This window comes from Citrobacter sp. KTE30 (assembly GCF_000398825.1).
GTDB lineage: Bacteria > Pseudomonadota > Gammaproteobacteria > Enterobacterales > Enterobacteriaceae > Citrobacter > Citrobacter freundii.
The window spans coordinates 640,714-653,470 of record NZ_KB976055.1 but is presented as its reverse complement, the minus strand read 5'-3'; the positions used below and the strand labels follow the sequence as shown (position 1 = coordinate 653,470).

General features: G+C 53.6%; 11 protein-coding genes. 3 read left to right on the top strand and 8 right to left on the bottom strand.

Translation table 11 applies throughout. From position 1 onward, the window contains the following. Positions 1-75 precede the first annotated feature (75 nt). Complete coding sequence (gene proS / locus WC1_RS19705; RefSeq protein ID WP_016149584.1) at positions 76-1,794, top strand: proline--tRNA ligase; 1,719 nt, start codon at positions 76-78, stop codon at positions 1,792-1,794. 44 nt (positions 1,795-1,838) lie between these two features. On the opposite strand, the gene nlpE is transcribed toward proS, so the two are convergent. Genes nlpE through WC1_RS19720 form a run of 3 tightly spaced genes read right to left on the bottom strand, consistent with a single transcriptional unit; the run spans position 1,839 to position 3,532 of the window. Then, entirely contained in the window at positions 1,839-2,537 is a 699-nt protein-coding gene (gene nlpE / locus WC1_RS19710) for an envelope stress response activation lipoprotein NlpE (RefSeq protein ID WP_085951559.1), read from the bottom strand. 30 nt (positions 2,538-2,567) lie between these two features. Then, positions 2,568-2,990 (bottom strand): alternative ribosome rescue aminoacyl-tRNA hydrolase ArfB, encoded by a 423-nt coding sequence (gene arfB / locus WC1_RS19715; protein ID WP_003018489.1) that lies wholly within the window; start codon positions 2,988-2,990, stop codon positions 2,568-2,570. Continuing rightward, a complete protein-coding gene (locus WC1_RS19720) occupies positions 2,987-3,532 on the bottom strand; it encodes a YaeQ family protein (RefSeq protein ID WP_003018497.1) in 546 nt (181 codons plus the stop codon). Before WC1_RS19720 ends, arfB begins: the two co-directional genes overlap by 4 nt. A 188-nt stretch (positions 3,533-3,720) precedes the next feature. On the opposite strand from WC1_RS19720, the gene WC1_RS19725 reads away from it, so the two are divergent. After that, positions 3,721-3,921, top strand: coding sequence for a YaeP family protein (locus WC1_RS19725; protein ID WP_003018499.1), 201 nt, complete (start codon positions 3,721-3,723; stop codon positions 3,919-3,921). Then, positions 3,908-4,168, top strand: a complete 261-nt coding sequence (gene rof, locus WC1_RS19730) for a Rho-binding antiterminator (protein ID WP_003018503.1) — start codon at positions 3,908-3,910, stop codon at positions 4,166-4,168. Before WC1_RS19725 ends, rof begins: the two co-directional genes overlap by 14 nt. Before the next feature lie 63 nt (positions 4,169-4,231). On the opposite strand, the gene tilS is transcribed toward rof, so the two are convergent. The 5 genes from tilS to dnaE form a co-directional block, all read right to left on the bottom strand. After that, on the bottom strand, positions 4,232-5,524 hold the full coding sequence (gene tilS, locus WC1_RS19735; RefSeq protein ID WP_016149583.1) for a tRNA lysidine(34) synthetase TilS: 1,293 nt from the start codon (positions 5,522-5,524) through the stop codon (positions 4,232-4,234). 61 nt (positions 5,525-5,585) lie between these two features. Continuing rightward, complete coding sequence (locus tag WC1_RS19740) at positions 5,586-5,975, bottom strand: VOC family protein (RefSeq protein WP_003018507.1); 390 nt, start codon at positions 5,973-5,975, stop codon at positions 5,586-5,588. A 66-nt stretch (positions 5,976-6,041) separates the two neighbouring features. After that, a complete protein-coding gene (ldcC, locus tag WC1_RS19745; protein WP_016149582.1) occupies positions 6,042-8,180 on the bottom strand; it encodes a lysine decarboxylase LdcC in 2,139 nt (712 codons plus the stop codon). A 99-nt stretch (positions 8,181-8,279) separates the two neighbouring features. Next, entirely contained in the window at positions 8,280-9,239 is a 960-nt protein-coding gene (gene accA, locus WC1_RS19750) for an acetyl-CoA carboxylase carboxyl transferase subunit alpha (protein WP_003018513.1), read from the bottom strand. Between the two features lie 12 nt (positions 9,240-9,251). Beyond that, positions 9,252-12,734: a DNA polymerase III subunit alpha gene (gene dnaE, locus WC1_RS19755; RefSeq protein WP_003845818.1), complete on the bottom strand. Its 3,483-nt coding sequence runs from the start codon at positions 12,732-12,734 to the stop codon at positions 9,252-9,254. Between the last annotated feature and the right edge of the window lie 23 nt (positions 12,735-12,757).

Below are 12,757 nucleotides of genomic sequence, written 5' to 3'. Positions count from 1 at the left end.
GTAAACTAAACCACTTTTGTTTTGTGCCAGGCTCGTTTTGAGCCTGTTCGATCGTTCAACTGGAACCGTAACAACATGCGTACTAGCCAATATCTGCTCTCCACTCTGAAGGAGACACCTGCCGACGCCGAAGTCATCAGCCACCAGCTGATGCTGCGCGCCGGGATGATCCGCAAGCTGGCCTCCGGGTTATATACCTGGCTGCCGACCGGCGTGCGCGTCCTGAAAAAAGTCGAAAATATCGTGCGTGAAGAGATGAACAACGCCGGTGCGATCGAGGTGTTGATGCCGGTCGTTCAGCCTTCTGAACTGTGGGAAGAGAGCGGCCGTTGGGAACAATACGGCCCGGAACTGCTGCGTATTGCTGACCGTGGCGATCGTTCGTTCGTCCTCGGCCCAACGCATGAAGAAGTGATCACCGACCTGATCCGTAACGAGCTGAGCTCTTACAAACAGCTGCCGCTGAACTTCTATCAGATCCAGACCAAATTCCGTGACGAAGTCCGTCCGCGCTTCGGCGTGATGCGTTCCCGCGAATTCCTGATGAAAGATGCCTACTCTTTCCACACCTCTCAGGAATCCCTGCAGGAAACCTACGATGCGATGTACGCTGCGTACAGCAAAATTTTCAGCCGTATGGGGCTGGATTTCCGTGCAGTACAAGCAGATACCGGTTCTATTGGCGGCAGCGCCTCTCACGAATTCCAGGTGCTGGCACAGAGCGGCGAAGACGATGTGATCTTCTCCGACTCCTCCGATTATGCGGCGAACATCGAATTCGCCGAAGCCGTTGCGCCGAAAGAGCCGCGCGCAGCAGCAACTCAGGAAATGACGCTGGTTGATACTCCGAACGCCAAAACCATCGCCGAACTAGTTGAGCAGTTCAACCTGCCTATCGAAAAAACCGTGAAAACCCTGCTGGTGAAAGCGGTTGAAGGCAGCAGCTACCCGCTGGTCGCCCTGCTGGTTCGTGGCGATCACGAGCTGAACGAAGTCAAAGCGGAAAAACTGCCGCAGGTTGCCAGCCCGCTGACCTTTGCCACCGAAGAAGAAATTCGTGCGTTGGTAAAAGCAGGTCCTGGCTCGCTCGGTCCGGTGAATATGCCGATTCCGGTGGTTATCGACCGTACCGTTGCAGTAATGAGCGATTTCGCTGCCGGTGCCAACATCGACGGTAAACACTATTTCGGTATCAACTGGGATCGCGACGTAGTCACCCCGGAAGTTGCAGACATCCGTAACGTGGTCGCCGGCGACCCGAGCCCGGACGGCAAAGGTACGCTGATGATCAAACGCGGTATCGAAGTCGGCCACATCTTCCAGTTGGGTACCAAGTACTCTGAAGCGATGAAAGCCGCCGTACAGGGCGAAGATGGTCGTAACCAGATCCTGACCATGGGTTGCTACGGTATCGGGGTCACTCGCGTGGTTGCTGCTGCTATCGAACAGAACTATGACGATCGCGGCATCGTATGGCCAGACGCCATTGCTCCGTTCCAGGTCGCGATTCTGCCGATGAACATGCACAAGTCCTACCGCGTGCAGGAACTGGCTGAAAAACTGTACGCTGAGCTGCGCGCTCAGGGCATTGAAGTGCTGATGGACGACCGTAAAGAGCGTCCGGGCGTGATGTTTGCCGATATGGAACTGATCGGTATTCCGCACACTATCGTGCTGGGCGACCGTAACCTCGACAACGACGATATCGAATACAAATACCGTCGTAACGGCGAGAAAGAGCTGATTAAAACCGGCGACATCGTCGACTTCCTGGTCAAAGCCATTAAAGGCTAATACCAACAAAAAGGCCCTGATTATCAGGGCCTTTTTTCTATCGATTAATTACACGCTTTACCGGGGATAAATTTCGCGTCTTTATCCGCCATCAACGTTTTCACTTTCTCACCCGTATCCGGGTTTGACTCCAGCGTGAAATGCGCCTCAAGCGTCAGCAATACGGACTGTCCGTTTTCTGCACGCGCAGCTAAATAGTCACGTTCAAGCTGAGCATTATTCGCCACCGGCATCCGTTTACCCGTTGCGCAGTCGGTAAAGATTGCCGCGTCAGCCATATAGAAATACATGCCTCGCATCGGCATTGGCGTCACCGGTAAGCTGGCGGAAACTGGCTGGAGCGTGTAGTTAAACTGTGACTCAATCGGGTTACCTTCACGATCGAGCATTTCCAGCGCCTCGCCTTTAGCCCGGTAGTACGACTTTTCACCTTTGCTGTCGGTCAGCACCAGCTTGTCGGCAGTGCGCGCCCATGTGCCATAAGAGGCAAACGAAGACGGTTCATCCCGCACGCCCTGATAACGTTCGTTCATCACCCATGTACCGTCTTTCTCCAGAAACAGAGAGGTTTCAATCCCTTCACAGTCCGCGCAAGGTAAGATGCCACGCCAGCTTTGCTGCATCGGTTTTAATTCTGCCGCCCGCGTCGGCTGTAGTACTTCAACTTCAGTACGGTTATTACAGCCGATCAAGGAAAAAAGCGTGCATGCAGCGACTACGGACAATATTGCTGTTTTCACTATCAATTCCTTATAAATTTTTATTCCCGCTCGTCAGTCTTGCGTTCGACGAACTCTCCCACGCAGTGCTTTCACTGTGGATTTTTGCGCCTTCGATGACAACCTGCGCTCTTTCGAGGCGCGTGTAGGGCGAGTTGCCTGTCGGCTTTTTTGCACTGCGGTTAATTCTTTTATCACCGCTACCAGCCGGGAGATTGCCGCTTCCCGATTAAGTTCCTGGCTACGGTATTCCTGCGCCTTAATGATAATAACGCCATCACCGCTAATCAGATGATGGCTGGCGGCAAGCAAACGTTCCTTGTAATACTCTGGCAGGCCAGAGGCCCGAATGTCAAAGCGCAAATGGATAGCCGTCGAGGTCTTGTTAACGTGCTGACCGCCCGCGCCCTGCGCCCGAATCGCCGTGATTTCCAGCTCATTATCAGGGATAGAGACGTTTCGGGAGATAACAATCATGAACGCGGCTGCCACGCGGTCAGATGAATTTCCAGATTGTTCTGAGAGTCAGACAGCCAGATAGCACCGTCCTGGATAGTTGCCTGCAGCGCCATTGTACGACCTGCAAAATCACTCAGTTGCGCCAGTTGTTCATCATCCAGATACCACACGGTCAGATTTTTAAACTGCGCGCACTTGTTCTGATTTTGCTGCCACCAGATCTGAGCCGCACGGCTGTTGTAAGCAAACAGGGCAACCTCACCAGACTGGGTACAGGCTTTTTTAATACGGCGCTCATCCGGCAGACCCAGCTCAATCCAGAGATCGATACCCAGATGGTCGTTACGCAGCCATGCTTCAGGCTCGTCTTCCGCACTCAGGCCACGCGTGAACTGCAGGCGTTCATCGGCATATTTGATCCAGGCCAGCAGGCGCAACATCATGCGCTCCTGGGTTTCAGAGGGGTGACGCGCCAGCGTCAAGGCCGCGTCAAGGAACTGGTTGCGGTCAAGATCCGCTACGTTGACGACGGCTTTATAAATTGTCGCTTTAAGCGCCATGAGAGAACTCCTTTCGAATCAGGCGCACATTGTAGCGAAAACTGCGGCAAAAGGCTGCTAACTGCTCCTCTATCAAGGCGCTGATATTGCTTGAATGAGTATGGTATAGTCACCTTGCTAAACAGAGTTTATCTTCGTAGGCTTAGACTTGCATCCACGGTTAAGTCAGAGTGCTGACAGGAGGGCATGTGGAAAAATATTGTGAGTTAATACGCAAGCGGTACGCGGAAATCGCCAGCGGAGACTTAGGGTATATCCCGGATGCGCTGGGTTGCGTATTGAAGGTGCTTAATGAAGTGGCGGCAGACAGCGCCCTTCCAGAGTCGGTCAGGGAAAAAGCGGCGTATGCTGCCGCGAACTTACTGGTGAGCGATTATGTCAATGAATGAAACGTATCAACCCATCAACTGCGATGATTACGACAATCTTGAACTCGCCTGCCAGCACCATTTGTTACTGACGCTGGCGCTAAAAGATGGCGAAGTTTTGCAGGCGAAAGCGAACGACCTGGTTTCACGCAAAAACGTGGAGTATCTGGTCGCAGATGTCGCAGGTGAAACCCGGGAGCTTCGTCTCGACAAAATTGCCAGCTTCAGCCACCCGCAGATCGGTACCGTGGTGGTCAGCGAATCTTAACTTTTTTTCGCCTTATCCGGCCTACTTTCCATGTGAAACGTAGGCCTGATAAGCGCAGCACCATCAGGCATGCCATACCAGCCTCACGCCTTCTTCACCTTCCGCCGTCCCCTCACGCGTCACGAAAACATCCGCAGCCGCAATCAACGTTTCGCCGTAAAACAGCAGCGGTGTGGTATCTCGTCGCCAGGGCGGGATCCCCTGCTCCTGCCAGATTTTTTTTAATTTCCGTCCGCCGTTACGCCCGACAATATGCAATAACCCTGGCGCTTTAAAACGGATACTGACGACTTCGTCCGCTTGTGGCAAGCGCAAATCACCCGCAGAGATTAACTGAACCGAACCCAATCCGGCAGGCAGCGTCAACGGTGTTTTCCACTCTAACCACGGGATAACAGTTTCGCTTTGCCCATCGACTGACTTCACCCACCACAGCTGTGACTGATAACGACGGACCTCGAACTCCCCGAGGCGAAAACTTGGTGACGCATCTTCCCGCGCCAGCGCCACTTCCTGCCAGATACGTTCCAGCCCATCACGGGAAGGCATCGGCGCATTTAACCCCGCCAGCCAGCGACGAAGCAGCGCGGCACGACGCACGCCGCTCATCATCATTAATGGCGTCAGTAACAGTGTTCCGCGGGATGTGATGCAATCGGCTAAATCGCTGGCCAGCAGTTCATCCAATAAACTCTCCTGCTCAGCGCACAGCGCAGCGCTGCGAGCAACGGCTTGCGCGAAGTGCGGCCAGCGCTGTTGGAGCAATGGGGTAACGCGCAATCTGAGGAAATTGCGATCGTAGGTATCATCCTGATTGCTTTCATCTTCAATCCAGCATAATTCATGCTGCCGTGCCCATGCTTCAAGCGCCTCTCGCGTTTGCGCCAGCAGCGGTCGAATCAGTTGGGTTCCGGCAAACGGAGAGCTTTCCCCCATGGCGGAAAGTCCGGCAGGACCACTGCCGCGTTTAAGCGCCAGCAGAAAGGTTTCACACTGGTCATCGAGATGCTGTGCGGTCATCAGCACCTCGCCCGGTAGTAAGGTCTGCGCAAACGCCTGATAGCGCGCGCGTCGCGCCTGGGCTTCGATGCCCAGACCATCATCCTCAAGGTGTACCCGCTCAACCACCAGCGACACCTGCCACTGCGCGCATACCGACTCACAGTGCTGTACCCAACTGTCTGCGTGTGGGCTTAATCCGTGATGAATGTGGATTGCGCGTAAAGCAACATCAGGATGCAGCGCTCGCCACTGCACCAACTGATGCAGCAATACGGTGGAATCCAGCCCGCCGCTAAAGGCGACCAGAATCGATTGAGAATTCAGCAGCGAAGTGTTCAGCGTGAGTGTCGTCATGATGGTTACTTACAATGGCATTGCCCGGCACGTTACCGGGCTAACGCCACAATGACAAGCCTTACAGCTCGTACAGTTCGAGGGGTAATCCGTCCGGATCGTTAAAAAACGTAAAACGTTTGCCGGTAAACGGATCGATTCGTACCGGCTCGCATTTCACATCATGGCTTTCCAGATGAATTATCGCCTTTTCCACGTCATCTACGCTGAACGCCAGATGACGCAAACCACAGGCTTCCGGTCGGCTCGGACGGCAAGGTGGAAACGGGAAAGAAAAAAGCTCAATCACATACTGGCCGTTCAATGCCAGATCGCCTTTCCACGAGTCTCTCTCTTCCCGATAGGCTTCGCTCATCAGTGTAAAGCCAAGCACATCGCAGTAAAATGCCTTACTCGCCGCGTAGTCTGTCGCAATAATGGCAATATGGTGAACCTGTTTTAATCCCAGCATAGCGTCATCGCCTCTTTCATTTTTCTGTCAGAACGTTACTCGAACGTCTTGGGGTCAGGCAAGTCGTTATGCCATTTTTAAGACTCTCACGCGATACAGGCCATCCTCGCCCAGTTTAGCGCCATGGATATCGGTTTCAAATCCAGGGTAGCGCTGCCCTACCGAGCACAGCATCAGAAGAAAATCGAGGACAGCCCGGCTTTTGGCAGTGATCATTTCCCCGGGCATCAAAAGCGGCACACCGGGAGGATAAGGCAGGATCATATTGGCAGAAACGCGCCCCACCAGTTGATCAAGTGCTACCGTTTCGACCTCACCTTTGATCTGCCGCTGCCAGGCCTGGTGCGGCGTCATTTTCATTTCCGGCAAGGTATCAAATGCCCGCAGCATCAACCCGGAGAGATCATGCTGGCGGATCAACTGATGGATCCCTTGCGCCAGATCCTGAATACGCATATTGCGATAGAAATCGGGATCTTCAGCATATAGATCCGGCAGCATATTTTTCACACGTAAATTCAGATCGTACGAGCGCTTAAATTCCGTCAGGCCACGTAGCAGCCCCATCGCCCGGGTTTTATCAATACCAATGCTGAACAGGAACAACAGGTTATACGGTCCCGTCTTCTCGACTACGACGCCGCGTTCATCAAGGAATTTCGCCACCAGCGCCGCGGGGATCCCCTCTTCGCTCATATTTCCCTGTTCATCCATTCCCGGCGTCAAAATCGTGACCTTCACCGGGTCAAGGAACATGTGGTCGGCATCAGCATCAACAAATCCGTGCCAGTCTTCACCTGGCGCTACCGGCCAGCACTCTGCTTCATCTACCTTTTCCGGCTGCCAGATATCAAAGAACCAACCATCCGACTCTTCACGCAGACGTTGCACTTCTTTACGGAAATGCAGCGCCCGTTCCACCGAACGATTGATTAACCGCTTGCCTGAATTGCCACGCAGCATTGCCGCCGCCGTTTCTATCGACGCCACTATCGGATAGCTCGGAGACGTAGAGGTGTGCATCATAAAGGCTTCGTTGAACGTGTCTTCATCATAGTCGCCCTTAATGTGGATCAGCGAAGCCTGTGACAACGCCGCCAGCATCTTGTGGGTGGACTGAGTTTCAAAAATCACCTTTCCCGGTACCCGTTCGCCGCTCATCCCGCTTTTCCCCTGATAGATCGGATGAAAATGGGTATACGGCACCCAGGCTGAATCAAAATGGATGGAGGGCACATCCAGCGTTTGTTTGATCCAGTTGGTGTTATACAACAGGCCATCATAGGTGGAGTTGGTGATCACCGCGTGGACCGGCCATTGCGCCTGATTGGTTTCCTCAACTTTGCGTTCAATGCTTGCGTGGGTAAATTCCCGACGGGGTATACCGCCGAGGATCCCCAGCGCGTTACGCGTAGGCTTCAGCCAGATTGGCACCACATCGCTCATCATCAGCAAATGCGCCAGTGACTTATGGCAGTTGCGGTCAATCAGGAGCGTACTGCCTGCAGGTGCAGCATACATACCGACAATCTTGTTCGATGTCGAGGTGCCGTTGGTCACCATATAGCTCTGCTCGGCACCAAAAGTACGCGCGATATACTCCTCCGCTTCCAGGTGCGGACCGGTATGATCAAGCAATGAGCCCAGTTCGGTTACGGAAATGGACACGTCGGCTTTCAGCGTATTGCCGCCAAAGAAATCATAGAACAGGCAGCCGACCGGACTTTTCTGGTACGCCGTTCCCGCCATGTGCCCAGGCGTGCAGAAGGTATACTTCCCTTCCTTCACATAGGTAAACAGCGCTTTGGTAAAAGGAGGCGTGATGTTATCGAGGTATTCGCTGGTGTACTGGCGGATACGGGTGGCAATGTCTTCAGACTGACCCAGCGCATACTCAAAAAACCACAGCGCCATGCGCAGGTCGTGCGCACTGACATCCATCGTCGAATGGGTATTAATAAAGGCGTAGAGCGGGAGATACTCGTTGAGCTGGTTGATGTCGCTGCACAGTTCCAGACTGTATTTATCCCAGTCAAAAATGACGCCGCAAATTCGCGGGTTATGTTCGATAAACTTCAGCAGGTCGACGCTATTCTGCGGCCAGATAATCTGAAACCCCTGCTGCTGCAGCGCACGTTCAAGTTCCTTGATGGGCTCATCTTTATAAAAGACGCCATGCGGTCCCATGATGGCAATGATATTCATGCGTTCCTCCTGGAAAAACCTTAGTTAATCATAGCCTGGCCAAACCACAGGTAAAAAAAAGGGCCACAGCATTGTGGCCCTTTTCAGAATTAATGCAGTTTACGCGTAACCGTAGCTCATCAGACGCTGGTAACGACGGTTTTTCAGATCATCTTTGCTTAACACGTCAAGATCGGCGAGATCGGCCAGCAGCTGTGCTTTCAGGGACGCAGCCATTACTTCAGGGTTGCGGTGCGCGCCGCCCAGCGGTTCCGGGATGATAGAGTCAATCAGCTTCAGCTCTTTCAGACGCGGCGCGATAATTCCCATTGCTTCTGCGGCCAGCGGCGCTTTGTCGGCGCTTTTCCACAGAATGGAAGCACAACCTTCCGGGGAGATAACGGAATAGGTGCTATATTGCAGCATATTCACTTTATCGCCTACGCCGATCGCCAGCGCGCCGCCGGAACCACCTTCACCGATAACGGTGCAGATTACCGGTACGCTCAGACGCGACATTTCACGCAGGTTGCGCGCAATCGCTTCTGACTGACCACGTTCTTCTGCGCCCACGCCCGGGTAAGCCCCTGGGGTGTCGATGAAGGTAATGATCGGCATGTTGAAGCGCTCGGCCATTTCCATCAGGCGCAGCGCTTTGCGATAGCCTTCCGGCGCTGGCATGCCGAAATTACGGCGAATCTTTTCTTTGGTCTCACGGCCTTTCTGATGACCAATGATCATCACCGGACGGCCATCCAGACGCGCGATACCGCCGACAATAGCTTTATCATCCGCATAGGCTCGATCGCCCGCCAGCTCATCAAATTCATCAAACGCCAGGCGGACATAATCCAGGGTGTACGGACGCTGTGGATGGCGCGCCAGTTGGGCTACCTGCCATGCGCCAAGATCGGCGAAGATTTTACGCGTCAGTTCTACGCTTTTTTCACGCAGACGATGCACTTCTTCATCGATGTTAATATCCAGTTTCTCATCCTGACGGCTAACCGCAGTCAAAGAATCGATTTTTGCTTCCAGCTCTGCAATCGGCTGTTCAAAATCAAGGAAATTCAGACTCATAGTATTCCTGTATTAGTCAAACTCCAGTTCCACCTGCTCCGAACCAATAAGGCCACGGAGATCGTTTAGCAAACGATCGCTCGGAGAGACACGCCACGTCGCGCCAAAACGCAACCGCGCACGTGCATCCGCCCTCTGATAGTAGAGATGTACTGGAATTGTCCCCGAGCGGTGGGGTTCCAGAGACTGACGGAGTCGGTTTAAAAGCTGGTCATCAATTTGCCTGTCCGTCAGCGAGATAGCAAGCCCGCGAGCATATTTTTCCCGGGCTTCGTCAATATCCATGACTTCACGGGCCATCATTTTAAGCCCGCCACTGAAGTCATCAAAGCTGACCTGTCCGCTGACGATAAGTATGCGGTCTTTTTCCAGCAATTGCTGGTATTTATCCAGAGCATCGGTAAACAACATAACCTCCAGACGTCCGGAACGGTCATCCAGTGTACAGATGCCGATACGATTGCCGCGCTTGGTGACCATTACCCGCGCAGCAATGACGAGCCCCGCAGCCGTGGTGACTTTACCACGTTCTGTCGGATGCATGTCTTTCAGCCTGTAGCCTCCGACATAGCGCTCAATTTCTTTTAAATACTGGTTAATGGGGTGTCCCGTCAGATAAAGCCCCAACGTTTCACGCTCACCGTCTAATACCACCTGCTCCGGCCACGGTTGGCAGCTGGCATAGGATTGTTCAATTTGCTCCGGTTCTTCCGCCAGCACGCCAAACATATCGGCCTGACCAATAGCTTCGGCTTTTGCATGCTGATCGGCGGCTTTTAGTGCGTCGTTGAGCGAATTCATCAACGCTGCACGATGCGGGCCAAGGCGATCAAACGCCCCGGACATGATTAGCTTTTCCAGCACCCGGCGGTTAAGTTTTTTGATATCCGTGCGCGCGCAGAGATCAAACAGCTCACGGAAGTAGCCGCCTTCGTTACGCGCCTCAATAATAGCTTCAATTGGCCCTTCACCCACGCCTTTTATCGCGCCGATGCCATAAACAATCTCGCCATCATCATTCACGTGAAAATGGTAAAGCCCGGAGTTGATATCCGGCGGCAGGATTTTGAGCCCCATGCGCCAGCATTCATCCACCAGTCCGACGACTTTCTCGGTGTTATCCATATCGGCGGTCATTACCGCCGCCATAAACTCGGCAGGATAATGCGCCTTCAGCCACAGAGTCTGGTAAGAAACCAGCGCATAGGCAGCGGAGTGCGATTTGTTAAATCCGTAACCGGCGAATTTCTCCACCAGGTCAAAGATTTTCATCGCCAGTTCGCCGTCTACGCCGCGCTTTTTCGCCCCTTCTTCAAAGGTGCCGCGCTGCTTGGCCATTTCTTCCGGCTTTTTCTTACCCATCGCACGACGCAGCATATCCGCGCCGCCAAGGGTGTACCCGGACAACTCCTGGGCAATCTGCATAACCTGTTCCTGATACAGGATAATGCCGTAGGTCGGCTCCAGTACCGGTTTCAGACACTCATGCTGCCATTGTACATCCGGATAGGAAATCTCTTCGCGACCATGCTTACGGTCGATAAAGTTATCTACCATCCCCGACTGTAGCGGGCCAGGGCGGAACAGAGCCACCAGTGCGATCATATCTTCGAAGCAGTCAGGCTGCAGACGTTTGATCAGGTCTTTCATGCCGCGGGATTCAAGCTGGAATACCGCCGTGGTCTCCGAGCGTTGCAGCATATCGAAGCTTTTCTTGTCATCCAGCGGGATAGCCGCAATATCCAGCGGTGGCTCACCGTTCTTTTCACGGCGCGCGTTGATCATTTCCAGCGCCCAGTTGATGATGGTGAGCGTACGCAGGCCGAGGAAGTCGAACTTCACAAGACCGGCATATTCCACATCGTTCTTATCAAACTGAGTAACCGGGTGCAGCCCCTGTTCATCGCAGTACAGCGGAGCAAAATCAGTAATTTTGGTCGGTGCGATAACCACACCACCGGCGTGCTTACCGGCGTTACGCGTGACGCCTTCCAGCTTACGCGCCATATCGATCAGCGCTTTAACCTCTTCATCTGCCTCATAAATTTCCGGCAGTTGGGGTTCGGCTTCAAAGGCTTTTGCCAGCGTCATGCCCGGATCGGGCGGCACCAGCTTCGAAATACGGTCAACGAAGCCGTACGGATGCCCCAGTACGCGGCCCACGTCGCGGATAACCGCTTTTGCTGCCATCGTACCGAAGGTAATAATCTGCGAAACCGCATCACGACCGTACATTTCCGCCACGTGCTCGATGACCTGGTCGCGTTTCTCCATACAGAAGTCAACGTCGAAGTCGGGCATTGAGACACGTTCCGGGTTAAGGAAACGTTCGAACAGCAGGTCAAATTCCAGCGGGTCGAGATCGGTAATTTTCAGCGCATAGGCAACAAGTGAGCCAGCACCGGAACCACGTCCCGGGCCTACTGGTACGCCGTTATCTTTCGACCACTGGATAAATTCCATAACGATCAGGAAGTAGCCCGGGAATCCCATCTGGTTGATAACTTTAAGTTCAACTTCCAGACGTTCATCGTAAGGTGGGCGCTTCTGCGCACGAACTTCAGGGTCAGGGAACAAAAATTCGAGACGTTCTTCCAGCCCTTCGCGTGATTTCGCCACAAGGAAATCTTCGGTGGTCATATCGCCGGTCGGGAACTGCGGCAGGAAATACTCGCCCAGACGCACCGTCACGTTGCAGCGTTTAGCTATCTCGACGGTGTTTTGCAGTGCTTCCGGAATATCGGAGAACAGCTCGCACATCTCATCTTCGCTGCGCATGTACTGCTGCGGCGAATAGTTACGCGGGCGTTTCGGATCATCAAGGGTAAAGCCGTCGTGGATCGCTACGCGGATTTCATGCGCATCGAAATCTCCGGTTTCAAGGAAGCGGACATCGTTAGTCGCCACCACTGGTAGACCACGCGTTTCGGCCAGTGCTACGGCTGCGTGCAGATAATTTTCTTCATCTTGCCTGCCGGTGCGAATCAGTTCGAGGAAATAGCAATTGGGAAAATGTTCTTCGTAAAACGCCACGCACTCGTCAACCAGTGCGTTATTGCCGCGCAGCAGACTTCGTCCGACATCGCCCATGCGACCGCCGGAGAGCAAAATCAAACCTTCTTTTAGTTCGATCAGCCAGTCCCGGTCGATAACCGGTCCTTCTGCGCCATAGCCGCGCTGATAGGCTTTCGAAATCAACAACGTCAGGTTCTGATAGCCGGTATTATTTGCGGCCAGCACGGTAAGCTGCGTGAGTTCATCGCCCAACAGCTCACTGCGGACATGAAAATCTGCGCCAACTATCGGCTTGATACCCGCGCCATGGCCCGCTCCGTAAAACTTCACCAGACCACACAGGTTGGTAAAATCGGTGATCGCCAGCGCAGGCATGCCTAACGCGGCCGCCTTTTTTACCAGCGGTCCGGTTTTCGCCAGCCCATCGATCATGGAGTAGTCGCTGTGCACCCGTAGGTGGACGAAACGTGGTTCAGACATCTTCAGATTCCTTCGACACAAGA

Excerpts from the sequence above, each read along its gene's own strand:
- tilS (WP_016149583.1), bottom strand. The coding sequence starts at position 5,524 with ATGACGACACTCACGCTGAACACTTCGCTGCTGAATTCTCAATCGATT.
- proS (WP_016149584.1), top strand. The coding sequence starts at position 76 with ATGCGTACTAGCCAATATCTGCTCTCCACTCTGAAGGAGACACCTGCC.
- ldcC (WP_016149582.1), bottom strand. The coding sequence starts at position 8,180 with ATGAATATCATTGCCATCATGGGACCGCATGGCGTCTTTTATAAAGAT.
- arfB (WP_003018489.1), bottom strand. The coding sequence starts at position 2,990 with ATGATTGTTATCTCCCGAAACGTCTCTATCCCTGATAATGAGCTGGAA.
- rof (WP_003018503.1), top strand. The coding sequence starts at position 3,908 with ATGTCAATGAATGAAACGTATCAACCCATCAACTGCGATGATTACGAC.
- WC1_RS19720 (WP_003018497.1), bottom strand. The coding sequence starts at position 3,532 with ATGGCGCTTAAAGCGACAATTTATAAAGCCGTCGTCAACGTAGCGGAT.
- dnaE (WP_003845818.1), bottom strand. The coding sequence starts at position 12,734 with ATGTCTGAACCACGTTTCGTCCACCTACGGGTGCACAGCGACTACTCC.
- accA (WP_003018513.1), bottom strand. The coding sequence starts at position 9,239 with ATGAGTCTGAATTTCCTTGATTTTGAACAGCCGATTGCAGAGCTGGAA.
- WC1_RS19740 (WP_003018507.1), bottom strand. The coding sequence starts at position 5,975 with ATGCTGGGATTAAAACAGGTTCACCATATTGCCATTATTGCGACAGAC.